Source organism: Oceanicola granulosus HTCC2516, assembly GCF_000153305.1.
GTDB lineage: Bacteria > Pseudomonadota > Alphaproteobacteria > Rhodobacterales > Rhodobacteraceae > Oceanicola > Oceanicola granulosus.
The window spans coordinates 1,981,801-2,005,986 of record NZ_CH724107.1 but is presented as its reverse complement, the minus strand read 5'-3'; the positions used below and the strand labels follow the sequence as shown (position 1 = coordinate 2,005,986).

Sequence of the window (24,186 nt, the reverse complement as noted above, 5' to 3'; positions counted from 1 at the left end):
CTTCCCGGCGAGAGCGCCCCGCGCGGCGCCGCCCCACCTGATCGGTACCCATCCGCATGCACCATACCCTGTCCGAAGCGCTGTCCGAGCGTGGCTACGAGACCCTGACCGCCGTCCAGGAGGCGGTGACCGACCCCGCGCTGGAGCAGGCCGACCTGCTGGTCTCGGCGCAGACCGGCTCGGGCAAGACGGTGGGCTTCGGGCTCGCCATCGCGCCGACGCTGCTGGCCGGCGAGGAGCGGATGGGCCCCGCCGCGGCGCCGCTGGCGCTGATCGTGGCGCCGACGCGGGAGCTGGCGTTCCAGGTGCGGCGCGAGCTCGAGTGGCTCTACGCGCGCACCGGGGCGCAGGTGACGTCGTGCGTCGGCGGCATGGACATGCGCAGCGAGCGGCGCGCGCTGGAGCGCGGCGCGCACATCGTCGTCGGCACGCCCGGGCGGCTGCGCGACCACATCCAGCGCGGCTCGCTGGAGCTGGAGTCGATCCGCGCGGTGGTGCTCGACGAGGCCGACGAGATGCTCGACCTCGGTTTCCGCGAGGACCTCGAGTTCATGCTCGCCGCCGCGCCCGAGGACCGGCGCACGCTGATGTTCTCGGCCACGGTGCCGCCGATGATCGCGACGCTGGCCAAGCACTACCAGCGCGACGCGGTGCGGGTGTCGACCCAGTCGACCGGCAAGCAGCACGCCGACATCGCCTACCAGGCGGTGAAGGTGGCGCAGCAGGACGCGGAGAACGCGATCATCAACATCCTGCGTTTCCACGACGCCGAGAACGCCATCGTCTTCGCCAACACCCGCGCGATGGTGGCGCGGCTGACGGCGCGGTTCTCCAACCGGGGCTTCGCGGTGGTGTCGCTGTCGGGCGAGCTGAGCCAGAACGAGCGCACCCACGCGCTGCAGGCGATGCGCGACGGGCGGGCGCGGGTCTGCGTGGCGACGGACGTGGCGGCGCGGGGGATCGACCTGCCGAACCTCGACCTCGTGGTCCACGCGGAGCTGCCGACGAACGTGGAGGGGCTGCTGCACCGCTCGGGCCGGACGGGGCGCGCCGGGCGCAAGGGCATCTCGGCGCTGGTGGTGCCGCCGAAGATGGTCAAGCGCGCCGAGCGGCTGCTCAAGTGGGCGAAGATCAGCGCCGAGTGGATCACCGCGCCGAGCGCCGAGGACATCCTCGCGCGCGACGAGGAGCGGCTGCTGGCCGATCCCGTCTGGAGCGAGGAGATCGCGGCGGAGGATGCCGAGTTCGCCGCCCGCCTCGCCGCCGCCCATGCGCCGGAGCGGATCGCGGCCGCCTACCTGCGGCTCTACCGCGAGCGCCACAGCGCCCCCGAGGAGCTGTCGCCGCCCGACGCCAAGCCGCCGGCGAAGGAGCGCAAGCCGTTCGGGCCGAGCCGCTGGATCGCGCTCTCGGTGGGCCGCGAGCAGCGGGCGGAGCCGCGCTGGCTGTTGCCGCTGCTGTGCCGGGCCGGGGGGCTCGACAAGTCGGCCATCGGCGCGATCCGGGTGGTGAAGGACGAGAGCTACGTGGAGCTGTCGGAGCCGGCGGTGGCCGGGTTCTTCGCCGAGATCGGCGAGGCGGGGCAGCTCGAGGACGGCATCCGCGCGCGGCTGCTCGAGGGGGTTCCGGACTACAGCGCCCGCCCGCAGCCGAGCGCGCCGCGGCCGCCGAAGCCCGAGCGCAAGGCGGAGCCGCGGCCCGAGCGGGCGGAGCGGCCCGAGCGTACGGCTGACGAGGCCCCGCGTCCGCCCAAGCCGAAGGCGTCCCGCCCCGCGCTGCTGCCCGAGACGGAGGGCCGAGAGACGGCGGAGCCGGAGGTGAAGGCGAAGCCGGTCTGGAAGAAGGTGCCGAAGGGCGAGGGCAAGCCGTTCAAGAAGGGCAAGCCGGGCGAGAAGCCGTCGGGCAAGTTCGGCAAGCCCGCCGGGAAGTTCGGCAAGCCGGGCGAAAAGCCCAAGGGCAAGTTCGGCAAGCCGGGGGAGAAGCCGAAGGGCAAGTTCTCCAAGCCGGGCAAGTTCGCCGGCAAGCCGGGCGGTCCGGGCAAGGGCAAGCCCGCCGGGCCGCGTCGCCCCGGCGGCGAGCCGCCGCGCCGCAAGGACTAGGCCCGGCCCTCCAGGAATTCGAGGCGGTTGCCGAACGGGTCGTCGCAGAAGAAGCGGCGGCGCCCGGCGATCGCGTCGTCCCAGCGCGGCGGGTGGCCGGCGGCCTCGAGCCGCTCGGCGAGGGCGTCGAGGTCGGGGACGGCGAAGCCGGGATGCGCCTTGGCGGCGGGGCGGAAGCCCGGATCGACGCCGAGATGCAGCTCCACCTCGCCCGCCACGAGCCACAGCCCGCCGCGCCCCGCGAGGGCGGCGGGCTTTGGGGTCTCGCGCATCCCGACGGGGCCGGTCCAGAAGGCGCGGGCCCCGGGCTCGCCGCCGGCGGGGATGGCGATCTGCAGGTGGTCGAGCCTCACGGCGCGGTCAGGGGGGTGCGGCCGGCGTCGGACAGGGTGAACCAGTCGCGCCCGTCGTAGACGGCCGGGACGAGCGGGTTGCCGAAGGCGGCGCCGCCGTCGAGGTCGATGCGGTTGCCGAAGTGGGTCGGCGCGTCGAGCCAGGTGTGACCGTGGACCACGAGCGGGCCGAAGCTGGCATCGTGCTCGAGGAAGCCGTCGCGGATCCAGAGCAGGTCGTCCTCGTCCTGCTCGGCGAGCGGCACGCCGGGGCGCAGGCCGGCATGGACCCAGAGCACGTCGTCGTCCTCGATGTAGAGCGGCAGGCTCTCGATGAAGTCGACATGCGCCGACGGCACCTGCGCGCGGGCGGCCTCGGCCAGCTCGGCGACGAGGGCGTCGGGGCCGTCGTCGAGGCCCTCCGTCGCCAGCGTGTCGAGGCCGCCGCCGCTCGGGTGCCGGAAGCCGGGGAGGTCGAGGTAGGAGAGCAGCGTCGCGCCGCCGCCGAGGGCGGGGTGGAGCCAGCCCTTGCCCGACTCGATGCGGCTGTCGCGCACCTCGCCACGGGTGACGAAGCGCAGGAACATGCGGTCGTGGTTGCCGAGGACGAAGCGCCAGTCGCGCCCGGCGTCGCGGCCCGCGACGAGGCGGTCGAGCACGCCACGGCTGTCGGGGCCGCGGTCGGTGAAGTCGCCGAGGAAGACCATCGGCGCGTCCGCGCCGCCGTCGGCGGCGACGAGGTCGAGCGCGCGGTCGAGCTTGTCGGGGTGGCCGTGGATGTCGCCCACGGCGTAGATCGGTCGGGTCACGTTCAAACCTGGCGGAAGCTGTCGGTGGCGGGGTCGTAGGCCTCGAGCCCGCCGGCGCCGATGTCGTTCCACAGCCCGTGCAGCGACAGGGTGCCGGCCTCGACCGCGTCCTTCACGAACGGGAAGCTCATCAGGTTGGCGAGCGAGACGAGCACCGCCTGCTTCTCCAGCGCGCCGCGCCGCTCGGCGTCGGTGCCGGGGCCGAGGCGCTCGAACCCGGGGCGCAGGATGTCCATCCAGCGGCCGACGAAGCTCGACTTTTCCTCGAGCTGCGGCGCCCGGCCCTCGCACATCTCGTAGCAGCCCTGCACGCCGCCGCAGCCGGAATGGCCCAGCACGATGACGTGGGCGACCTTGAGCGCGGTGACGGCGTACTCGACGGCGGCGGAGGTGCCGTGCTGGTTGCCGTCGGGCTCATAGGGGGGGACGAGGTTGGCGATGTTGCGGTGGATGAAGAACTCGCCGGTGTCGGCCCCGAAGATCGAGGTGACGTGGACCCGGCTGTCGCAGCAGGAGATGACCATCGCGCGGGGGTGCTGCCCCTGGGCGGCGAGGTGACGGTACCAGCCCTCGTTCTCGCTGTAGGTCGTGGCCTTCCAGCCGTGGTAGCGCTTGACCAGGTATCCGGGCAGGGGGCGGGCGTGCTGCATTGGGGTCCCTCTCTTTGGCTCGTCGGTGGAGTAGGGGCAATTTAGCCGACTTTCGAGCTATTTCTGCACGGGCGGTTCAGCGATTGGAAACCGCCGCGGGCTATGAGCCGTGGGATGAGCTGCGAATTTCCCATCCCCCCGCCGATCGATGCCGCGGCGCTGCCGACGCGGCTGTGCCCCGCCGAGGGTGTCCGGATCGACCGTGAGCTGCTGGCGCGGCTGCACGCCGAGAAGGGCGAGGCGGCGGCGGAAGAGCTGGTCTGCGGGGCGGTGGGGCGGATGGAAGACCTGCTCTCACGGGCGGCGCGGGATTATTGCGAGGGGCGGCTGGGCGACCTGGCGCAGACCAACGGCGAGATCTCGGGCATCGCGCTGCGCATCGGGCTGATCTCGGTGGCGCAGGTGGCGGCGGCTGTCACGGATTGCCTCGCGCGGGGCGATACCACGGCGCTCGGGGCCACGCTGTCGCGGCTGACGCGGGTGGGCGACCGCTCGATGTTCGACATCTGGGACGCCCGGTCGTGACCTTGCAGCCGGCGGTACGAAGCTTAGTGTCGGCGCGAATTCGAGAGGAGCTCCCATGCCGCCACGTTTCGCCAAGCCCGCCGCCGCTGCCCTGCCGCTCTACCCCGTCGCCCCGGAGGGGCTCGACGCGCTCGCCGCCGGCCTGCCCGGGCCCGCCCGCGCCTGGATCGGCGCGCAGAGCTTCGGCGCGGGGCCGGGCGAGGTGCTGCTGCTGCCGGGCGAGGATGGCGGCGTCGCCGGGGCGCTCGTCGGGCTGGGGCCGCAGGCGCGCCGGGCGCGGACCCGCTTCGCCGCGGCGGCCGCCGCCACGCGCCTGCCGGCGGGCGACTGGCGGCTCGCGGGCGAGCTGAGCGCGGCCGAAGCGGAAGAGGCGGCGCTGGGCTGGCTGCTCGAGGGCTACCGGTTCACCCGCTACAAGGCGGGCGCGGAGCAAGGCGGCGGGCAGGGCGGCGCGGCGGAGGCGCGGCTGGTCGCGCCCGAGGGGGTCGACGCGGGCCGGCTCGAGGCGATCGCCGAGGGCGAGTGGCTGACGCGCGACCTCATCAACATACCAGCCAACGACATGGGCCCGGCCGAGCTCGAGGAGGCGGCGCGGAAGCTGGGCGCGCGCTTCGGGGCCGAGGTGACGGTCACGGGGGCGGACGAGCTGCTCGCGAACGACCTGCCGCTGATCCACACCGTCGGCCGCGCCGCCGCGCCGCACCGGGCGCCGCGGCTGATCGACATGCGCTGGGGCGACGCCGGCCCCGCGCTGACGCTGGTGGGCAAGGGCGTGTGCTTCGACACCGGCGGGCTCAACCTCAAGCCCGGCGCGTCGATGGCGCTGATGAAGAAGGACATGGGCGGCGCGGCGACGGTGCTGGGGCTGGCGCACATGATCATGGCGACCGGCACGCCGGTGCGGCTCCGGGTGCTGATCCCGGCCGTCGAGAACGCCGTTGCCGGCGACGCCTTCCGCCCGGGCGACATCCTGCCCTCGCGCAAGGGGCTGTCGGTCGAGATCAACAACACCGACGCCGAGGGCCGGCTGGTGCTGGCCGACGCGCTGGCGCTGGCCGACGAGGAGCCGGGCGCGCTGGTGGTGTCGATGGCGACGCTGACCGGCGCGGCGCGGGTGGCGCTGGGGCCGGACCTCGCGCCGTTCTACGCCACCGACGACGCCAGCGCCGCGGCGCTCGCCGAGGCGGGGGCGGCCGTCGCCGATCCGGTCTGGCGGCTGCCCTACCACGAGCCCTACGAGGCGATGATCGAGCCGCAGATGGCCGACCTCGACAACGCGCCGTCGGGCGGCATGGCCGGGTCGATCACCGCGGCGCTGTTCCTGCGCCGCTTCGTCACCGAGACGCCGCGCTACATGCACTTCGACATCTACGGCTGGAACCAGGCCGCCGCGCCGGGGCGGCCGAAGGGCGGTGTCGGCATGGGGGCGCGGGCGCTGTTCGCGGCGCTGCCCAAGGTGCTGGAGCTGTGAGCGGCGCGCCCGCCGATCCGCGCGAGCGGCCCGCCAACGCGCGCGTCGCCCATGTCTCGCTCGAGGGGCTGGTCGCGGCGGAGCGGTTCAGCGAGGGGACGGCGCAGAGCGTCGCGCGGCCGCGGCTCGAGCTGGTCGCCCGCCCCGGCGGCCCGCGCGAGCGCGAGCTGCTGTTCGGCGAGACGTTCCGGGTCCTCGAGGAGCGCGACGGGCTGGCCTTCGGCTTCGGCGAGAAGGACGGCTATGTCGGGCACGTGGAGGCCGCCGGGCTGGCCGCGCCGGTCGAGGCGACGCACATCGTGGCGGTGCGGATGACCCAGGCGCTGGGCGCGCCGGCGTTCAAGTCGATGGAGGACGGGCCGCTGCTGGGCCTCGGCGCGCGCCTCCGGGTGACGGGGCGGGAGGGGCGCTGGTGCGCGACGAACGTCGGCTACGTGCCCGCCAACCACCTGCGACCGCTCGACGATCCCGAGCGCGATCCCGTCGCCGTCGCCGAGCGGCTGCTCGGCACGCCCTATTGCTGGGGCCGCAACAGCGCGCTGGGGCTCGACTGTTCGGGGCTGGTGCAGGCCGCCTGCACCGCCTGCGGCATCGCCTGCCCCGGCGACAGCGATCAGCAGGAGCGCCGCCTCGGCCGCGCGCTGCGGCAGGGCGAACCGGCGCAGCGGGGCGACCTGCTGTTCTGGAAGGGCCACGTGGCGTGGGCGGCGGGGCCGGGGCTGCTGCTCCACGCCAACGCGCACCACATGGCCGTCGCCTACGAGCCGATGAACGAGGCGCTGGCGCGGATCGAGGCGCAGGGCGACGGGCCGGTGACGAGCCGCCGCCGGCTCGGCTGAGGCTACTCGACGACGCGGATCAGCTTGCGCTCGAGCACCCGCAGCACCTGCCGCAGGTCGTTGCCGCGCTTGAGCACCTGGCCCTCGAAGCCGATCACCGCGTACTGCCCCTGCCGCAGCCGCAGCTTGGGCCGCTTCTCGATGCGGTAGAGCGGGTGCTCTGCGGTGCGGCGGAAGACCGAGAAGACCGCCGCGTCGCGCAGGCAGGAGATGCCGTAGTCGCGCCACTCGCCGGCCGCGACCATGCGCCCGTAGAGCGACAGGATCGGCGACAGCTCGGTGCGGTGGAAGGCGACCTGCTGATCCGCAGGCAGGGGGAACGGCACGGGGGGCTGCATCGTCATGCAGAGACACTTGCGCCTTGCGGGGGGCAAATCAAGGCCGGCGAGGGAGGTGGAGTGGGAGAGGCGGGGGGTGCGCAATGAATGCGCACCCTACAGGCGGGAGGCGGCGCAGATGGATGCGCGCCGCGGGACCAGCGGGGCGGGTCAGCCGCAATAGACCTGTTCGATGGTGCCGGCGGCGTCGACCCTGACAGACAGGCGCGTCGGGACGCGCTCTTCGGCCGGCAGCGGCTCGGCGGTGTCGAAGGCGGCCTCGAGCAGGCCGGGGCGGTCGATGCGCAGGCCGCCGGGGGGCTGGATGATCGTGTTGTCCACGTTGCGCCCGAGCAGGTCGAGGTAGGAGCCGGCGAAGCACGGGTCGGACGGGTCGTTGACCTCGGGCTGGCGGGGCACGAACGGCACCACGACGGGCGCGGCCATCGAGACCTCCTCGGCCCCGGTCGAGACGGGCATCTCGTCGCAGGCGGCGAGGGCGAAGGCGGGCAGCAGCAGGGCGAGTTTGATGTTCATGGCCGACTAAGGCCACGCGCTCCCCACGCACGCAAGGTTGATCTTTGCGCATGGTTCCAGCAGCGTTGCCGGAAAGTCATGCCACGCCAAAGGAGCCTCCCATGCGCACTCGTGCCGCCGTCGCCACCGCCGCTGGAAAGCCGCTCGAAATCATGGACGTCAACCTCGAGGGCCCGCGCGCCGGCGAGGTGCTCGTCGAGGTGAAGGCCACAGGCATCTGTCACACCGACGAGTTCACCCGGTCGGGCGCCGATCCCGAGGGGCTGTTTCCGGCGATCCTCGGCCACGAGGGCGCGGGCGTGGTGGTGGAGGTCGGCGCCGGGGTGACGTCGCTGAAGCCGGGCGATCACGTGATCCCGCTCTACACGCCCGAGTGCCGCGAGTGCGAGTATTGCCTCAACCCGAAGACCAACCTCTGCCAGTCGATCCGCTCGACCCAGGGGCAGGGGCTGATGCCCGACGGGACGAGCCGGTTCTCGACGCTCGATGGCGATCCGATCCTGCATTACATGGGCTGCTCGACCTTCGCCAACCACACGGTGCTGCCCGAGATCGCGCTCGCAAAGGTCCGCGAGGACGCCCCGTTCGACAAGATCTGCTACATCGGCTGCGGCGTGACCACGGGGATCGGGGCGGTCATCAACACCGCGAAGGTGGAGATCGGCAGCCGGGCGATCGTGTTCGGGCTCGGCGGGATCGGGCTCAACGTGATCCAGGGGCTGCGGCTCGCCGGGGCGGACCAGATCGTCGGCGTGGACCTCAACGACGACAAGCAGCAGATGGCCGAGCGGTTCGGGATGACGGACTTCGTCAACCCGTCCGAGGTGGAGGGCGATCTCGTCGCCTACCTCGTGCACCTGACCAAGGGCGGCGCCGACTACACCTTCGACGCGACGGGCAACGTCGACGTCATGCGCACGGCGCTCGAGTCGGCGCACAAGGGCTGGGGCGAGAGCATCATCATCGGCGTCGCGCCGGCGGGGGCGGAGATCTCGACGCGGCCGTTCCAGCTGGTGACGGGCCGCTCCTGGCGCGGCACCGCCTTCGGCGGGGCGCGGGGGCGGACGGACGTGCCGCGGATCGTGGACTGGTACATGGACGGCAAGATCGACATCGACCCGATGATCACCCACACGATGGGACTCGACGAGATCAACAAGGGGTTCGACCTGATGCACGAGGGCAAGTCGATCCGGTCGGTGGTGGTGTATTGACGGGCGGCGCGGGCCGGGCTGAAGCCCGGCCTACGGCACCCTCCGGGCGCCCGCCCCGTTCTCTGTCCTTCAAATATCCCCGCCGGAGGCTCCCCGGCCGGCAACCGGCGCCGCGTTGCGGGCGAGGCGGCCGGGTGGCGACTTGACTGTCGCGAGGTAATCCCGGCGCTCGTCCGCTGGCCATGACGATTGCGGATTGGGTCGGCGCGCTCGAGAGTCTACACTGCTCCTCATGCCTGATGATCGCCCCCTCCTCGCCGTCCTCATCGATGCGGACAACACCTCGCCGCGCCACGCTGGCGCGATCTTCGAGGAGATCGCCTCGCTCGGGGAGGCCAGCGTGCGGCGCTGCTACGGGGACTTCTCGAGCCAGCAGATGGCCGGGTGGAACCGGGTGCAGGCCGAGCACGGGATCGTGCCGCACCATTCACCGGCCAACACCGTGGGAAAAAACTCGTCCGACATCAGTCTGGTGATCGACGCGATGGACCTGCTCCATACCGGGCGGTTCGACGGGTTCGTCCTCATCAGCTCCGACAGCGACTTCACCCGCCTCGCCAGCCGCATCCGCGAGCAGGGGCTTGACGTCTACGGGATCGGCCAGAAGAAGACGCCGGACGCGTTTCGCAAGGCGTGCAAGCGGTTCATCTTCCTCGAAAACCTCGGCGCGCAGACCGACGAGAAGGCCCCCAGGGGCGAGGCCAAGGCCGCCGACGAGCGCTCGCCGCTCGAGGCGCGCGACATCATCCTGCGGGCGATGGACGCGATCGAGCAGGACGACGAGTGGTACGCGCTGGGCCCGCTCGGCCAGTTCATCACCGCCGCCGATCCCGACTTCGACACCCGCACCTACGGCAAGAAGAAGCTGTCGGATCTCGTCAAGGACCTGAAGGTGTTCGAGACGAAGCGCGGGCCCGACAACCAGCTGCTGATCCGCCGGATCGACTGAGCCTCAGGCCCCGTAGCGGGCGAGGAACACGTCGACGGCCCCGGTGACGACGCGCTCGATCTCGGCGTCGGTGAAGTCGTGCGTGTTGCAGAAGATCATGCGCTGGAACAGGTCGGCCTTGCAGAGCTCCTGGAACTGCTCGGCGGCGAGCTCGACGTCGTCGATCTTCAGCTCGCCGCGCTCGATGGCGCTCTCGAAATACTCGACGAACCGGGCGCGGCCCATGGCGGGGCCGCTCTGGTAGAACTCGCGGCCGAGCTGGGGGAAGCGCTCGGCCTCGGCGACGCAGAGGCGGAAGATGCCGCGCGCGAAGGCGGAGGTGACGAAGCGCACGAGGGTCATGCCGGCCTCGGTCAGCACCTCGCGCACGGGGCGGCACTGGTCGATGGTCGCGGTGGCGAGGTCGGCCTGGCGGGCGCACTCGCCCTTGGCGACCTCGAGGAACAGCAACCGCTTGTCGGGGAAGTAGGAATAGAGGGTCGCCTTGGAGACCTTCGCGGCGCGGGCGATGTCGTCGACGCTGGCGCCCTCGTAGCCGTCGGCCATGAAGATCCGGCGCGCGCCTTCGAGCACTTGCTCGAACTTGCGTCCTTTCTTGATCTCGCCGCCGCTTCCGTCGGGCATCAGTCTCCTCCTGTTGCATTCAACCATAAACCGTCCGGTTCAGTTCCCACAAGCGACGACGCGGCGGTCAGCGACAGGGTACCGACAGGTCAGGGCGTGGCGAACTCGTCGCGGGCGTAGCCCTGGAGGTAGAGCAACGCGGTCAGATCGCCATGGTTGACGCGCAGTCTGCACTCGGCCTGGACGGCGGGCTTGGCGTGGAGCGCGACGCCGGTGCCGGCGAGGCCGAGCATGCCGAGGTCGTTGGCGCCGTCGCCCACCGCGAGCGCCGCCTCGGGGCCGAGGCCGAGCGCGGCCGTCTCGCGGCGCAGCGCCTCGACCTTGGCGTCGCGGCCGAGGATCGGGCGGGCGACGTCGCCGGTCAGGGCGCCGTCGTGCTCGAGCAGTTCGTTGGCCTGCACCCGGTCGAAGCCGAGGGTGGCGCCGACCGCCTCGGCGAACGCGGTGAAGCCGCCGGAGACGAGGACCGTGCGCGCGCCGTCGGCCTTCATCGTCGCCACCAGCGCCGCGCCGCCGGGCATGTAGGTGATGCGCTCGGCCAGGACCTCGGAGATCACGGTGGTGGGCAGCCCCTCGAGCAGCGCGACGCGGGCCAGGAGCGCGCCCTCGAAGTCGAGCTCGCCGTTCATCGCGCGGGCGGTGATCTCGCGGACCCGCTCGCCCACGCCGGCGACCTCGGCCAGCTCGTCGATGCATTCCTGCCGGATCATGGTGCTGTCCATGTCGGCGATGAGCAGCTGCTTGCGCCGGCCTTGGGCGGGCTGGACGCAGAGGTCGACACCCTCGTCCTGCAGGCTGCGCCAGACGTCCTCGGCATGGCCCGGAACCTCGGCGACGGCGAACTCCGCCGTCTCGTCGGGGGCGAGCCAGACGGCATCGCCGCCGCCCCAGGCGTTGCGCAGGGTCTCGACCATGGCGGGGGCGAGGCGGCCCGGGGCGGCGACGAGGGTGGCGATGTGCATCCGTAGGGCTCCTTCAGGCGCGGTTTCGCCTTCCAAGCCCGATCCGCCGCGCGAGGGCAAGCCCCCGGCGGTGTTTCCGATAGTGGCCGCGCGGATGCCGCTTTCCGCTTCCGGGGTGCCGCGGGCCGTCGTTTGCGGCTTGCCGCGGCGCGATGGTGGCCGTATCTGCGGCGGCGGGACACCTCTCCCCAACGAGAGGCGCATATCTGTGAGGGTATCAGACATGGCACCGACGAAACCGGCCGCGCGGCCGGACAATCCGCGCTTTTCCTCCGGCCCCTGCGCCAAGCCCCCCACATGGACCCCCGACGCGCTGTCCGACGCCCCGCTGGGCCGGTCGCACCGTGCCGCCGTGGGCAAGGCGAAGCTCCAGGACGCCATCGAGCGCACCCGCGCGATCCTCGACATCCCCGACGACTACCGCATCGGCATCGTGCCCGCTTCCGACACCGGGGCGGTCGAGATAGCCATGTGGTCGCTGCTCGGCGCGCGCAAGGCGACGATGCTGGCCTGGGAGAGCTTCGGCGCCGGCTGGGTCACGGACGTGGTCAAGCAGCTCAAGATCGACGCCGAGGTGAAGACCGCCGAGTACGGCGCGATCGTGGATTTCGCCGAGGTCGATTTCAACACCGACGTGGTCTTCACCTGGAACGGCACGACCTCGGGCGTGCGGGTCGCCGACGGCAGCGCGATCCCGGCCGACCGCGCCGGCCTGACGATCTGCGACGCCACCTCGGCGGCCTTCGCGCAGGACCTGCCCTGGGACAAGCTCGACGTGACGACCTTCTCCTGGCAGAAGGTCATGGGCGGCGAGGCGGCGCACGGCATGCTGATCCTGTCGCCCCGCGCCGTCGAGCGGCTCAAGAGCTACAGCCCGCCCTGGCCGCTGCCCAAGATCTTCCGCCTCACCAAGGGCGGCAAGCTGAACGAGGGCATCTTCCGGGGCGAGACGATCAACACCCCCTCCATGCTCTGCGTCGAGGACTACCTCTTCGCGCTCGACTGGGCCGAGGAGATCGGCGGACTGGCGGCGTTGAAGGCGCGGGCCGACGCCAACGCGCAGGCGATCTGGGACTTCTGCGCGCGGGTCGACTGGCTCGCCAACCTCGCCGAGGATCCCGCGACGCGCTCGAACACCTCGGTCTGCCTGAAGTTCACCGACGCGCGCATCACCGACGGCGCGGCCTTCGCCAAGGCGGTGGCCAAGCGGCTCGAGGCCGAGGGCGTTGCGCTCGACATCGGCGCCTACCGCGACGCCCCGGCGGGCCTGCGGATCTGGTGCGGTGCGACGGTCGAGACGGCGGACATCGAGGCGATGCTGCCGTGGCTCGACTGGGCGTTCCACCAAGAGATCGACGCGCTCGCCTGACGGGCGATGGGGGTGCGCGATGAATGCGCACCCTACGTTTCAATTCCATGCAAGGACCAGGTGATATGGCTCCCCGCGTTCTCATTTCCGACAAGCTCTCCGAAGCCGCCGTGCAGATCTTCCGCGACCGCGGCATCGACGTCGACTTCCAGCCCGACCTCGGCAAGGACAAGGACAAGCTGCTCGAGGTGATCGGCCAGTACGACGGCCTCGCCATCCGCTCGGCGACCAAGGTCACCGAGAAGGTCATCGCCGCCGCCGACAACCTCCGGGTCATCGGCCGCGCCGGCATCGGCGTCGATAACGTCGACATCCCGCACGCGTCGAAGAAGGGCATCATCGTGATGAACACCCCCTTCGGCAACATGATCACCACCGCCGAGCACGCCATCGCGATGATGTTCGCCGTCGCGCGCCAGATCCCCGAGGCGTCGGCCTCGACCCATGCGGGCAAGTGGGAGAAGTCGCGCTTCATGGGCGTCGAGCTGACCGGCAAGACGCTCGGCGTGATCGGCGCGGGCAACATCGGCGGCATCGTCTGCACCCGCGCGGTGGGGCTGCGGATGAAGGTGGTCGCCTACGATCCGTTCCTGTCGGAGGAGCGCGCCACCGAGCTCGGTGTCGAGAAGGTCGGGCTCGACGCGCTGCTGGCGCGCGCCGACTTCATCACCCTGCACGTGCCGCTGACGGAGCAGACGAAGAACATCCTGAGCCGCGAGAACCTCGCCAAGACGAAGAAGGGCGTGCGGATCATCAACTGCGCGCGCGGCGGCCTCGTCGACGAGCAGGCGCTGGCGGACGCGCTCAAGGACGGCCACGTCGCCGGCGCGGCCTTCGACGTGTTCGCCGAGGAGCCGGCCAAGGAGAACCCGCTGTTCGGCCTGCCCAACGTCGTCGTGACCCCGCACCTCGGGGCGGCCACGACCGAGGCGCAGGAGAACGTCGCGCTGCAGGTGGCCGAGCAGATGGCCGACTACCTGATCACCGGCGCGGTGCAGAACGCGCTGAACATGCCCTCGGTGACGGCCGAAGAGGCCAAGATCATGGGGCCGTGGATCAAGCTGTCGGGGCATCTCGGCAACTTCATCGGCCAGATGACCGACGAACCGATCAAGGCGATCAACATCCTCTACGACGGCGCGGCCTCGCAGATGAACCTCTCGGCGCTGACCTCCGCCGTCGTCGCGGGGATCATGAAGGCCGGCAACCCGGACGTGAACATGGTCTCGGCGCCGGTCATCGCCAAGGAGCGGGGCATCCAGATCTCGACGACGAAGCAGGACCAGTCGGGCGCCTTCGAGGGCTACATCAAGGTCACCGTCGTCACCGAGAAGCGCGAGCGTTCCATCGCGGGCACCGTGTTCAGCGACGGCAAGCCGCGCTTCATCCAGATCAAGGGCATCAACATCGACGCCGAGATCGGCCAGCACATGCTCTACACGACCAACGAGGACGTGCCCGGCATCATCGGCACGCTCGGCACCACGATGGGGTCGAACGGAGTGAACATCGCCAACTTCACGCTCGGCCGCTCGGCGGCCAAGGGCGAGGCGATCGCGCTGCTCTACGTGGACGAGGAAGTGCCGGCGAAGGCGCTCGACGCGCTGAAGCAGACGGGCATGTTCCGGCAGGTCAAGACGCTGCAGTTCGAGGTCTGAACGAGAAAGGCGGCCCCGGTTCCGGAGCCGCCTTTTTTCGTTGCCGTAGGCCGGGCTTCAGCCCGGCCCCTCCCCGCGTCAGCCCTTCTGGAGCACCTTGCTGCCCAGCACTTCCGCGATCTGCACCGCGTTCAGCGCCGCGCCCTTGCGGAGGTTGTCGGAGACGCACCACAGGTTGATGCCGTTCTCGATGGTGCTGTCCTGGCGGATGCGGCTGATGAAGGTCGCGAAATCGCCGACGCACTCGACGGGCGTGACGTAGCCGCCGTCCTCGCGCTTGTCGACGACCATGATCCCCGGCGCCTCGCGCAGGATGTCGCGGGCCTCGTCCTCGTCGAGGAAGTCCTCGAACTCGATGTTGATCGACTCGGCGTGGCCGACGAAGACCGGCACCCGCACGCAGGTCGCGGTGACCTTGATCGCGCTGTCGACGATCTTCTTGGTCTCGGCGACCATCTTCCACTCTTCCTTGGTGGAGCCGTCGTCGAGGAAGACGTCGATATGGGGGATCACGTTGAAGGCGATCTGCTTGGGATAGACCGACGGCTCGACCTCCTGGCCGGGGACGTACATGCCCTTGGTCTGGTTCCAGAGCTCGTCGATGGCGTCCTTGCCCGAGCCCGAGACGGACTGGTAGGTCGAGACCACCACGCGCTTGATCCTGGCGCGGTCGTGCAGCGGCTTGAGCGCCACCACCATCTGCGCGGTCGAGCAGTTCGGATTGGCGATGATGTTCTTCTTGGAATAGCCGTGGACGGCGTCGGCGTTCACTTCCGGCACGATCAGCGGCACGTCCGGGTCGTAGCGGTAGAGCGACGAGTTGTCGATCACGACGCAGCCGGTGGCGGCGGCCTTGGGCGCGTAGGTCTTGGTGGCGTCCGAGCCGATGGCGAAGAGTGCGATGTCCCAGCCGGTGAAGTCGAACTGCTCGAGGTCCTGGGTCTTGAGGGTCTTATCACCGAAGCTCACCTCGGTGCCGATCGACCGGCGCGACGCGAGCGCGGCGATCTCATCGACGGGAAAGGCCCGCTCGGCGAGGATGTTCAGCATTTCGCGGCCCACGTTGCCCGTGGCGCCGACGACGGCGACTTTGTAGCCCATGAATGGCTCCTGCGTTTGAGACGCGCGCCTGATACGTCAAGCGGCGCGGAAGGGAAAGGCCCGCAGGGTCAACCGCCGGTGAGAGCGGTGCGGAGTTCGGCCTTGGTCATCCTGCTGCGCCCCTCGATGCCGCGCGCGCGGGCGAGGGCGTAGAGCGCCGCCTTGGTCTGGCGCGACAGCACGCGGGACGGATCGCGGGGGCGGCCGTCGGCGTCGGTGGCCTCCTCGATGGCGGCGTGGAGCTCGGCCTTGCCCATCGCCTCGTGCACCTCGAGGCCGAGGTCGGTGGCGCGGGCGCGCAGGATGGCGAGGGTCGGGCCGTCGCGGCGGATGGTGGCGGCCTTGTCGCGCACGTCGTCGGGCTGGGCGACGAACTGGCCGCTGCCGTCGCGCTTCTTGCGGGTGGAGCGGGCGTACTCGTCCTCGGTGAGCAGCATCCGCACCTCGCGGGGCAGGTAGCGCTCGCCGGTCTCGCCGCTCTTCTCGCCCGAGCGGGTGCCCCACTCCTCCTCGGTCCACCGGTGCAGCGAGGTCTCGTCCTGCGCGAGGCCGCCGTCCTCGTAGTCGCCGCCGCGCTTCTTGTACTCGCGCACCGCCATCTGCGCCTTGCGCGCCGACCATTGGCCGGGCTTGCCGCCCTTGTCGCCCTCGGTGATCTCGCGCTTCACCTGCTCCCAGAGCTGGGGGTTGGTGCGCTCCGCCTCGGCCATGCCGCGCCTTTCGCTGTGTGTCGAGAGGCGAACGGCGGCGCGGACGGGCGGTTCCGCTCAGGGGGCGAAGAGGCCGGCGTGCTCGGCGCGCAGGGCGGCCTTCTGGACCTTGCCCATCGTGTTGCGCGGCAGCGCCTCGACGAACAGGTAGCGGCGCGGCTGCTTGAAGCGGGCGAGGCGGCCGGCGAGGGCGTCGGCCAGCGCGTCCGCGTCGGGCGCGGGGCCGGGGCCGTGGGCGATCACCGCCACCACCGCCTCGCCGAGGTCGGGGTGGGGCACGCCGATCACCGCGCTCTCGCCGACGCCGGGCAGCGCGTCGAGCGCCTCCTCGACCTCCTTGGGGTAGACGTTGAGCCCGCCCGAGATCACCAGGTCCTTGGCGCGCCCGACGATGGTGACGTAGCCGTCGTCGGACATGGTGGCGAGGTCGCCGGTGATGAACCAGCCGTCGGGGCGCAGCTCGGCGGCGGTCTTCTCCGGCATCTGCCAGTAGCCCCGGAACACGTTCGGCCCGCGCACCTCGAGCACGCCCGTCTCGCCGCGTGCCAGCTCGGTGCCGGCCTCGTCGCAGACCCGCGCCTCGACGCCGGGCAGGGGCGGGCCGACGGTGCCGGGGCGGCGCTCGCCGTCGTAGGGGTTGGAGCAGGACATGTTGGTCTCGGTCATGCCGTAGCGCTCGAGGATGCGGTGGCCGGTGCGCGCCTCGAAGGCGCGGTGGGTCTCGGCCAGCAGGGGCGCGGAGCCGGAGACGAAGAGGCGCATTCCGCTGGCGCGCTCGGCGGTGAAGCGCTCGTCGGCGAGCAGGCGGGTGTAGAAGGTCGGCACCCCCATCAGCGCCGTCGCGCGGGGCATCCAGCCGAGCAGCGCGTCGAGGTCGAACTTCGGCAGCAGCACCATCGCGCCGCCGGCGCGCAGGGTGACGTTGGTGGCCACGAACAGCCCGTGGGTGTGAAACAGCGGCAGCGCGTGGAGCAGCACGTCGGAGGCGCTGAAGCGCCAGAGCCCGGCGAGGGTCTCGGCGTTGGAGAGCAGGTTCTGCTGGCTCAGCATCGCGCCCTTCGAGCGGCCGGTGGTGCCGGAGGTGTAGAGGATCGCGGCGAGGTCGTCGCGGGCGCGCGGCACGGTGGGAAAGGTGCGGGGCTGGCTGCGGGCGAGATCGCCGAGGCTGCCGCCGCCGTCGCTGTCGAGGGTGCCGTGGGCGGCGCCATGGCGGGCGGCGAGCGTGCCGAGCTCGCCGGCGGCGCGGGTCGGGGTGAGGAACAGCCGGGCGCCGGAATCGCCGAGGAAGTAGTCGACCTCGGCGGGAGTGTAGGCGGTGTTGAGCGGCAGGAAGACGAGCCCGGCCTGCACGCAGGCGGCGTAGACGGCGAGCATCCCGGCGCTCTTGTCGAGCTGCACCGCGACCCGGTCGCCCGGCGCCAGGCCGAGCCGGCTCAGTGCGTGGGCGAAGCCGGCGGCGCGGGCGAGGAAGGCGCTGTAGCTCAGCGCCTCGTCGGGCAGGTGCAGGAAGGTGACGTCGCTGCCGGCGTGGCGGCCGAACAGGTGGTCGTAGAGCGGGTTCACGTCGGGCATGGCGGGCTCAGAACACGGACAGGATCTCGTCGAGCGGCTTCTTCAGCGTCGCCGCCTTCGGGATGGTGGCGTCGGGCGCGGGGTGGCCGACGGGCAGGATCATCACCGGCTTCTCCGAGGCGGGCCGGCCGAGCAGGTCGTTGAGGAAGCGCATCGGGTTGGGCGTGTGGGTCAGGCAGACGAGGCCGGCATGGTGCAGAGCGGCGACGAGGAAGCCGGTGGCGATGCCGACGCTCTCGGGGACGTAGTAGTTCTTGAAGCGGGTGCCGTCGTCGAAGGTGCCGTAGCGCTGGGCGAAGATCACGATCAGCCACGGCGCGACGGTGAGGTGCGGCTTCTCGGCGCCGGTGCCGAGCGGCTCGAGCGCCTTGATCCACTCGTCGCCGCCGCCGCCGGCGTAGAAGGCGCGCTCCTCCTCCTCGGCGCCCTCGCGGATGCGCTGCTTGAGCGCCGGGTCGGAAATCGCGGCGAAGTGCCAGGGCTGGTGGTTGGCGCCGGAAGGGGCGGTGCCGGCGGTGCGCACGGCGGCCTCGATCACCGCGCGCGGCACCGGGCGGTCGGTGAAGTCGCGCACCGTGTGGCGGGTCTTCATCCGCTCGTAATAGGCCAGCGCGGCGGTGGCGCTCTCGGCGTCGGTGGGCGGCGCGGGCGGCGCGAGCGGGACGGCCTCGTAGGACAGGGCGGCGCGGGAGACCATCAGCCGAGCAGGCGCGCCATGCGACGCAGCGCCATCAGGTAGCCGTCGGTGCCGAAGCCGGCGATCACCCCGTCGGCGCGCAGGCTGACGTAGGAGTGGTGGCGGAAGCTCTCGCGGCGGTGGACGTTGGAGATATGCACCTCGATCACCGGGCCCTCGAAGGTGTGCAGCGCGTCGAGGATCGCGACGGAGGTGTGGGTGTAGGCGGCCGGGTTGATGACGATGCCCTGCGCCGCCTCGCGCGCGGCGTGGATCAGCTCGACGATCCCGCCCTCGTGGTTGGACTGGTGAAACGCGGTGGTCAGGCCGAGCTCGCCCGCGAGCGCGGTGCAGGCGGCCTCGACGTCGGCGAGGGTCTCGTGGCCGTAGACCTCGGGCTGGCGCTTGCCCAGCAGGTTGAGGTTGGGGCCGTTCAGGATGTGGATCGTGGGCACGGGCGCTCCTGTCTGTCGCCGGGGCTTTATGCGGCAGCGCCCGCGATGCGTCCAGCCGCCGCCTCGGGGCCGTCGCGGCGCAGTGACCCGAGCGCGTCGCTCAGCGGGCCGTGCAGACGCTCGGCGAGGGCGGGGGCGAAGACCTCGTCGTCGGCGAGGTAGGCGGCGACGACGTCGTCGGCCTGCCAGTGCGCGGCGAGGCGGTCGGCGGCCGGGTCCTTCACCTCGATCGCCTCGCCGGCGAGGGTGCGGCCGGAGGTGTATTGCATCCAGGCCGCCACGGCGAGCAGCAGCCCCGCCTGCGGGCGGCCCGCCTCGAGCCCCTCGGCGAGCGTGGCGAGGATGCGCTGGGGCAGCTTCTGGCTGCCGTCCATCGCGATCTGCCAGGTGCGGTGGCGGATTGCCGGGTTCCGGAAGCGCTCGAGAAGCCGGGCGGCGTAGTCGGCGAGCGGGACGCCGGACGGCGGCGTCAGGACGGGGGCGATCTCCTCGGCCCAGAGGTGGCGGGCGAAGCCGGCGAAGGCCGGGCGGGCGACGGTGTCGGCGACGGTCTCGCAGCCGGCGAGGTAGCCGAGATAGGCGAGCGAGGAGTGGGTGCCGTTCAGCATCCGCAGCTTCATGTGCTCGTAGGGCGCGACGTCGTCGACCAGCTCCACCCCGGCGGCGGCGAGATCGGGGCGGGCGCCGCCGACGAAATCGTCCTCCACCACCCACTGGCGGAACGGCTCGTGCATCACCGGCGCCTCGTCGCGGTGGCCGGTGAGCTGTTCGACGCGGTCGCGGTCGGCGTCGGTGGTGGCGGGGACGATGCGGTCGACCATGGTGCAGGGGAAGCGGCCGTGGCTCTCGATCCAGTCGGCGGTGTTGGTGTCGATCAGCCCGGCGAGGTCGAGCACCAGCCGGCGCAGCAGCCGGCCGTTCTCGGGGATGTTGTCGCAGGAGACGACGGTGAACGGCTCGATGTCCATGTGCCGGCGGTGCTGGAGCGCGCGCACGAGGTAGCCGAGCGCCGAGGTCGGGTGGCTCGGCTCGGAGAGGTCGGCCTCGATGTCGGGGTGGTGCGGGTTGAGCCGGCCGGTGGCGGGGACGTGGCAGTAGCCCTTCTCGGTGATCGTCAGGGTGACGATCTTCGCGCGGTAGAGCGCGTCGAGCACCGCCGCCGGTTCCTCGGGCGCGACGAGCACCTCGCGAATCGAGGTGACGAGCCGGGGATGCACGCCGTCGGGCGCGAGCTCGACGGCGTTGTAGACGTCGCCCTGTGGCGTAAGCCGGTCGCGGGTGCCGGGGCTCTTGAGGCTGACGCCGGTGATCCCCCAGGCGCCGCCCGAGGCCTTCATCGCCTCCTGGATGTAGATCGCCCCGTGCGCCCGGAAGAACGCGCCGAGCCCGAGATGGACGATGCCGGCGGCGGGCGGGTCTCCGAGGCGATGCAGGCGGATCATAGGCTGTAGGCCTTCCGGGCGAGGCCGCTCGTGAGCGCCTGCGCCATCTCGTGCGCCTCGTCGAGCCCGATGCGGTGATCGGCGACGAGGGTGGCGAGCCAGTGACAGTCGGTCCGGCGGGCGACGTCGTGGCGGGCGGGGATCGAGCAGAAGGCGCGGGTGTCGTCGTTGAAGCCGGCGGTGTTGTAGATGCCCGCGGTCTCGCCGGTCTGGCGGCGGAAGCGCAGCATCCCCTCGAAGCTGTCGTGGAACCACCAGGGCGGCCCAAGGGTCAGCGCGGGGTAGACGCCCGCGAGGGGGGCGAGTTCGCGGGCATAGACCGTCTCGTCGAGGGTGAAGGGGATCACCGTGAGGCCGGGCTCCATGCCCACGGCGTCGAGCAGCGGCTTGAGCGCGTGGACGTAGTCGGTCGCCTGGGGGATGTCGAAGCCCTTGTCGCGGCCGTGGCGAGCGAGCACCTCTGCGCTGTGGTTGCGCAGGGAGCCGGCGTGGATCTGGAGCGTCATGCCGTCCTCGACCGACATCCGCGCCATCTCGGTGAGCATCTGGGCGCGGAACAGGGCGGCCTCGACGGGGCTCGGCCGCTCGAGGCACGCCTTGTAGAGCGCCGCGGCCTCTTCCGGGGGCAGGTCGGCGGTGCGGGCGGTGAGGACGCCGTGGTCCGTCGCCGTGGCGCCGAGGGCGCGGAAGTCGGCGCGGCGGGCGCGGTGGGCGGCGAGGTAGCCCTCCCAGTGCGAGGTGTCCTCCCCCGTGAGGCGGCCGAGCGCGGCGACGTTGGCGGCGAAGCCCTCGTACTCGGGATCGGTCACCGCGTCGGGGCGATAGGTCGGGATCACCCGCCCGCCCCAGCCGCTGTCGCGGATCGCCTCGTGGTGGGCGAGGTCGTCGAGCGCGCCGTCGGTGGTGGCGAGCGCCGCGATGTCGAACCGCTCGAACAGCGCGCGGGGGCGGTAGGCCGGATCGGTCAGGCGCTCGGCGATCTGGTCGTAGATGCGCTCGGCGGTGTCCGACGAGAGCCGCTCGGTGACGCCGAAGACCGTCTCGAAGGCGTGGTCGATCCACATCCGCGTCGGGGTGCCGCGGAACAGGTGGTAGTGCGCCGCGAACAGCCGCCAGATGGCGCGCGGGTCCTGCTCCGTCTCGCCGCCGTCGACGCGCGGCACGCCGAGCGCGTTGAGCGGCACGCCCTGGCTGACGAGCATGCGGAAGACGTAGTGATCGGGGACGACGAAGAGCCGGGCCGGGTCGGGGAAGGGCTCGTTGCCGGCGAACCAGGCCGGGTCGCAATGGCCGTGCGGCGACAGGATCGGCGCATCCCCGATCGCCTCGTAGAGCTCGCGGGCCACGGCGCGGGCGCCGGGCTCGGCGGGGAACAGGCGGTCGGGGTGCAGCAGGCTCATCGGGACTCCTCTCCTGCCGTCACTCTACATCACTGCGCCGACTTGCCACGGCACGAACTCGTTGTCGCCGAGGCCGAGCGCCTCGCTCTTGGTGGCCTCGCCCGAGGCGACCCGCAGGATCATGTCGAAGATCTCGCGGCCCTTGTCGGCCAGCGGCACCTGCGCCGAGACGACGTCGCCGCAATTGATGTCCATGTCGGGCTCCATCCGCTGCCAGAGCGCGTCGTTGGTGGCGAGCTTGATCGTCGGCGCGGGCTTGGAGCCGAAGGCGGAGCCGCGCCCGGTGGTGAAGACGACGACCTGCGCGCCGCCGGCGATCTGGCCGGTGACGGAGACCGGGTCGAAGCCGGGGCTGTCCATGAAGCAGAGGCCGGGGGTGGTCACGGGCGCGGCGTAGTCGACGACCGACGCGAGCGGCCCCTGGCCCGCCTTGGCGACCGCGCCGAGCGACTTCTCGAGGATCGTCGTCAGCCCGCCGGCCTTGTTGCCGGGCGAGGGGTTGTTGTCCATCGAGCCGCCGTGCATCTCGGTATAGGCCTCCCACCAGCGCACCCGCTCGATCAGCTTGTCGGCGACCGCCCCGTCGGCGGCGCGCGACAGCAGCAGCTGCTCGGCACCGTAGATCTCGGGCGTCTCGGCGAGGATGGGCGAGCCGCCGAGCGCGGCGAGCATGTCGGAGGCGACGCCGAGGGCGGGGTTGGCGGTGATGCCCGACAAGCCGTCGGAGCCGCCGCACTGGAGCGCGACCTTCAGCTCGGAGGCGGGGCAGGGGGTGCGGCGGGCGCTCGCGACCTCGGGAACGAGGTCCATGACCCGGGCGACGATGGTGTCGATGGTCTGCGCGGTGCCGCCGTTGTCCTGGATGGTCAGGCCGTGGAAGCGGTCGGGGTTGCCGCCGTAGGCCTGCTTCATCCGCGCCACCTGGAACACCTCGCAGCCGAGCCCGACGAAGACCGCGGCGCCGACGTTGGGATGGGTGGCGTGGCCCCAGAGCACGCGGGAGAGGAAATCGGCCCCGGTGCCGGTCTGGGCCATGCCGCAGCCCGAGCCGTGGGCGAAGGCGACGACGCCGTCGATGGCGGGCTCGTCGGCGAGGCGGGCGTTGAGGATCTCGGCGGCGCGGCGGATCACGGTGCCCGAGCAGTTCACCGTCGCCACCAGCGCGATGTAGTTGCGCGTGCCCACCTGGCCGTTGGCGCGGCGGTAGCCCTGGAACGTCGCCTCGCCCGGTGCCGGCAGCGCCGCACGGGCGGCGTCGAGGCCGTCGGAGACGCGGTAATCCTGGTCGTGCGCCCCGAAGGCGCAATTGTGGCTGTGGACGTGGTCGCCCGTGGCGATGTCGGTGGTGGCGTAGCCGATCACCTGGCCGAACTTGCGCACCGCCGCGCCCGTGGCGAGCGGGTGGCGGGCGAGCTTGTGGCCCGGCGTCAGGCGGGTGCCGCCGATTTCGGTGGGGGCGGTGACGATCTCGACGTCGTCGCTCGGGTGCAGCACGAGGCTCATTGACCATTCTCCATACGAACCAGCGCGCCGGGCCCTTGCACCGCGCGCATTGCAACATCGTGTCCGGCGCGGGCGGCGTCGAGGCAATTCGCGCCCGTCAGCCGCGCGGCGAGGTAGCCGGCGCTGAAACTGTCGCCCGCGCCGGTGGTGTCGACGGGAGTGACGCGGGGCAGATCGTCGATGACGAAGGCGTCGTTGTCGAAGCGCAGGTGCAGCGCGCCGCCGCCGCTCTTGACGACGACCTCGGGCACGCCGAGCGTCGCGTAGCGGTCGGCGGTGGCGTGGGCGTGGGCGTCGTTGAAGCAGGCGGCGTCGTCGTCGGCCGAGGGCAGCACGATGCGGGCGACGGTCGCCGCGCGGGTGATCCACTCGCGTGCCGCGCCGGCGGTCTCCCAGAGCCGGGGGCGGTAGTTGGTGTCGAACGCGCAGGGCGCGCCGCTGCTGTCGATCCGCTCGAGCAGCCGGGCGCGCGCGTCGGGCGCGAGGATCGCGAGCGTGATGCCGCTGAAGTAGATCATGTCGGCCCCGTCGAAGGCGGCGTCGAGCGCCAGGGCCTCGTCGGCGAGGTGGCGGGCGGCGGACTCGCCGCGCCAGTAGGTGAAGCTGCGCTCGCCGTCGGCGTCGAGCGAGATCGCGTAGAGCCCCGCGCCGCGCATCGGGTCGCGGGAGACGTGCCGCGTGCCGATGTTCTCGGCCTCGCAGAAGGCGGCGATGCGCTCGGAGAAGCGGTCGGTGCCGATGCGGGTGACGTAGTCGATCCGCCAGTCATCGCCGAGCGCCTGCCGCGCGTACCAGGCGGTGTTGAGCGTGTCGCCCGCGACGCCGAGGGCCCAGCCCCGGGTCTCGTCGCCCGACAGCTCGATCATCGCCTCGCCGACGCAGACAAACCTCTTCAAATCGTTCCCCGCGACATCGACCGCGTCCTCCCCCGGCGCTGACTGGATGTGACCGCTCATACGCAGCCGCAGGGGA

Annotated in this window: 24 protein-coding genes; 8 read left to right on the top strand and 16 right to left on the bottom strand. The window is 71.8% G+C overall.

Features of this window, described 5'->3' with window-relative positions:
- Positions 1 to 56: 56 nt before the first annotated feature.
- Positions 57 to 2,099 carry a DEAD/DEAH box helicase gene (locus tag OG2516_RS09685; protein WP_007255482.1) on the top strand — a complete coding sequence of 681 codons (2,043 nt, stop codon included), beginning with the start codon at positions 57 to 59 and terminating at the stop codon, positions 2,097 to 2,099.
- Here the strand turns inward: OG2516_RS09685 and OG2516_RS09680 are convergent.
- From OG2516_RS09680 to OG2516_RS09670, 3 genes are read right to left on the bottom strand one after another with little or no spacing between them, the layout of a single operon-like run.
- Positions 2,096 to 2,452 (bottom strand): VOC family protein, encoded by a 357-nt coding sequence (locus OG2516_RS09680; RefSeq protein WP_007255481.1) that lies wholly within the window; start codon positions 2,450 to 2,452, stop codon positions 2,096 to 2,098. The genes OG2516_RS09685 and OG2516_RS09680 overlap by 4 nt on opposite strands.
- On the bottom strand, positions 2,449 to 3,246 hold the full coding sequence (locus OG2516_RS09675; RefSeq protein WP_007255480.1) for a metallophosphoesterase: 798 nt from the start codon (positions 3,244 to 3,246) through the stop codon (positions 2,449 to 2,451). Before OG2516_RS09675 ends, OG2516_RS09680 begins: the two co-directional genes overlap by 4 nt.
- The gene (locus OG2516_RS09670) at positions 3,243 to 3,890 is read right to left on the bottom strand and encodes a carbonic anhydrase (RefSeq protein WP_007255479.1); all 648 of its coding nucleotides are present in this window, start codon (positions 3,888 to 3,890) and stop codon (positions 3,243 to 3,245) included. The genes OG2516_RS09675 and OG2516_RS09670 overlap by 4 nt, the downstream gene beginning before the upstream one ends.
- 114 nt (positions 3,891 to 4,004) lie before the next feature.
- On the opposite strand from OG2516_RS09670, the gene OG2516_RS09665 reads away from it, so the two are divergent.
- Genes OG2516_RS09665 through OG2516_RS09655 form a run of 3 tightly spaced genes read left to right on the top strand, consistent with a single transcriptional unit; the run spans position 4,005 to position 6,725 of the window.
- Positions 4,005 to 4,415: a hypothetical protein gene (locus OG2516_RS09665; RefSeq protein WP_007255478.1), complete on the top strand. Its 411-nt coding sequence runs from the start codon at positions 4,005 to 4,007 to the stop codon at positions 4,413 to 4,415.
- A 55-nt stretch (positions 4,416 to 4,470) separates the two neighbouring features.
- A complete protein-coding gene (locus OG2516_RS09660; protein ID WP_007255477.1) occupies positions 4,471 to 5,886 on the top strand; it encodes a leucyl aminopeptidase family protein in 1,416 nt (471 codons plus the stop codon).
- Positions 5,883 to 6,725, top strand: a complete 843-nt coding sequence (locus tag OG2516_RS09655; protein ID WP_007255476.1) for a C40 family peptidase — start codon at positions 5,883 to 5,885, stop codon at positions 6,723 to 6,725. Before OG2516_RS09660 ends, OG2516_RS09655 begins: the two co-directional genes overlap by 4 nt.
- A gap of 2 nt (positions 6,726 to 6,727) precedes the next feature.
- Here the strand turns inward: OG2516_RS09655 and OG2516_RS09650 are convergent, their stop codons facing one another.
- Together OG2516_RS09650 and OG2516_RS09645 are read right to left on the bottom strand one after the other, a co-directional pair.
- A complete protein-coding gene (locus OG2516_RS09650; protein WP_007255475.1) occupies positions 6,728 to 7,069 on the bottom strand; it encodes a DUF2794 domain-containing protein in 342 nt (113 codons plus the stop codon).
- A gap of 144 nt (positions 7,070 to 7,213) precedes the next feature.
- Complete coding sequence (locus tag OG2516_RS09645; RefSeq protein ID WP_007255474.1) at positions 7,214 to 7,579, bottom strand: hypothetical protein; 366 nt, start codon at positions 7,577 to 7,579, stop codon at positions 7,214 to 7,216.
- 101 nt (positions 7,580 to 7,680) lie between these two features.
- On the opposite strand from OG2516_RS09645, the gene OG2516_RS09640 reads away from it, so the two are divergent.
- Positions 7,681 to 8,793 carry an S-(hydroxymethyl)glutathione dehydrogenase/class III alcohol dehydrogenase gene (locus tag OG2516_RS09640; protein ID WP_007255473.1) on the top strand — a complete coding sequence of 371 codons (1,113 nt, stop codon included), beginning with the start codon at positions 7,681 to 7,683 and terminating at the stop codon, positions 8,791 to 8,793.
- Between the two features lie 232 nt (positions 8,794 to 9,025).
- A complete protein-coding gene (locus OG2516_RS09635; RefSeq protein WP_007255472.1) occupies positions 9,026 to 9,742 on the top strand; it encodes an NYN domain-containing protein in 717 nt (238 codons plus the stop codon).
- Positions 9,743 to 9,745: 3 nt separating this feature from the next.
- Here OG2516_RS09635 and OG2516_RS09630 read toward each other — a convergent pair whose 3' ends face one another.
- Both OG2516_RS09630 and serB read right to left on the bottom strand, forming a co-directional pair.
- Positions 9,746 to 10,366, bottom strand: coding sequence for a TetR/AcrR family transcriptional regulator (locus tag OG2516_RS09630; RefSeq protein ID WP_007255471.1), 621 nt, complete (start codon positions 10,364 to 10,366; stop codon positions 9,746 to 9,748).
- Positions 10,367 to 10,455: 89 nt separating this feature from the next.
- Positions 10,456 to 11,328 carry a phosphoserine phosphatase SerB gene (gene serB / locus OG2516_RS09625; RefSeq protein WP_007255470.1) on the bottom strand — a complete coding sequence of 291 codons (873 nt, stop codon included), beginning with the start codon at positions 11,326 to 11,328 and terminating at the stop codon, positions 10,456 to 10,458.
- Between the two features lie 223 nt (positions 11,329 to 11,551).
- Here serB and OG2516_RS09620 point away from each other — a divergent pair, with 223 nt between their 5' ends.
- Together OG2516_RS09620 and serA are read left to right on the top strand one after the other, a co-directional pair.
- Positions 11,552 to 12,697 (top strand): phosphoserine transaminase, encoded by a 1,146-nt coding sequence (locus OG2516_RS09620; RefSeq protein ID WP_007255469.1) that lies wholly within the window; start codon positions 11,552 to 11,554, stop codon positions 12,695 to 12,697.
- Between the two features lie 65 nt (positions 12,698 to 12,762).
- A complete protein-coding gene (gene serA / locus OG2516_RS09615; RefSeq protein WP_007255467.1) occupies positions 12,763 to 14,355 on the top strand; it encodes a phosphoglycerate dehydrogenase in 1,593 nt (530 codons plus the stop codon).
- Between the two features lie 78 nt (positions 14,356 to 14,433).
- Here the strand turns inward: serA and OG2516_RS09610 are convergent, their stop codons facing one another.
- The 9 genes from OG2516_RS09610 to OG2516_RS09570 form a co-directional block, all read right to left on the bottom strand.
- Entirely contained in the window at positions 14,434 to 15,456 is a 1,023-nt protein-coding gene (locus OG2516_RS09610) for an aspartate-semialdehyde dehydrogenase (protein ID WP_007255466.1), read from the bottom strand.
- Between the two features lie 68 nt (positions 15,457 to 15,524).
- Positions 15,525 to 16,166 (bottom strand): DUF5872 domain-containing protein, encoded by a 642-nt coding sequence (locus tag OG2516_RS09605; RefSeq protein WP_007255465.1) that lies wholly within the window; start codon positions 16,164 to 16,166, stop codon positions 15,525 to 15,527.
- Between the two features lie 57 nt (positions 16,167 to 16,223).
- Entirely contained in the window at positions 16,224 to 17,738 is a 1,515-nt protein-coding gene (locus OG2516_RS09600) for a malonate--CoA ligase (protein WP_007255464.1), read from the bottom strand.
- A gap of 7 nt (positions 17,739 to 17,745) precedes the next feature.
- Positions 17,746 to 18,435 (bottom strand): nitroreductase family protein, encoded by a 690-nt coding sequence (locus OG2516_RS09595; protein ID WP_007255463.1) that lies wholly within the window; start codon positions 18,433 to 18,435, stop codon positions 17,746 to 17,748.
- Entirely contained in the window at positions 18,435 to 18,869 is a 435-nt protein-coding gene (gene aroQ / locus OG2516_RS09590; RefSeq protein ID WP_007255462.1) for a type II 3-dehydroquinate dehydratase, read from the bottom strand. The genes OG2516_RS09595 and aroQ overlap by 1 nt, the downstream gene beginning before the upstream one ends.
- Before the next feature lie 26 nt (positions 18,870 to 18,895).
- Positions 18,896 to 20,311, bottom strand: a complete 1,416-nt coding sequence (locus OG2516_RS09585; protein WP_007255461.1) for a mannitol dehydrogenase family protein — start codon at positions 20,309 to 20,311, stop codon at positions 18,896 to 18,898.
- A complete protein-coding gene (gene uxaC, locus OG2516_RS09580; protein WP_007255460.1) occupies positions 20,308 to 21,711 on the bottom strand; it encodes a glucuronate isomerase in 1,404 nt (467 codons plus the stop codon). Before uxaC ends, OG2516_RS09585 begins: the two co-directional genes overlap by 4 nt.
- A 24-nt stretch (positions 21,712 to 21,735) precedes the next feature.
- Positions 21,736 to 23,214 carry a UxaA family hydrolase gene (locus OG2516_RS09575; RefSeq protein ID WP_007255459.1) on the bottom strand — a complete coding sequence of 493 codons (1,479 nt, stop codon included), beginning with the start codon at positions 23,212 to 23,214 and terminating at the stop codon, positions 21,736 to 21,738.
- Positions 23,211 to 24,110, bottom strand: coding sequence for a sugar kinase (locus tag OG2516_RS09570; protein ID WP_245544283.1), 900 nt, complete (start codon positions 24,108 to 24,110; stop codon positions 23,211 to 23,213). Before OG2516_RS09570 ends, OG2516_RS09575 begins: the two co-directional genes overlap by 4 nt.
- Positions 24,111 to 24,186: the final 76 nt, after the last annotated feature.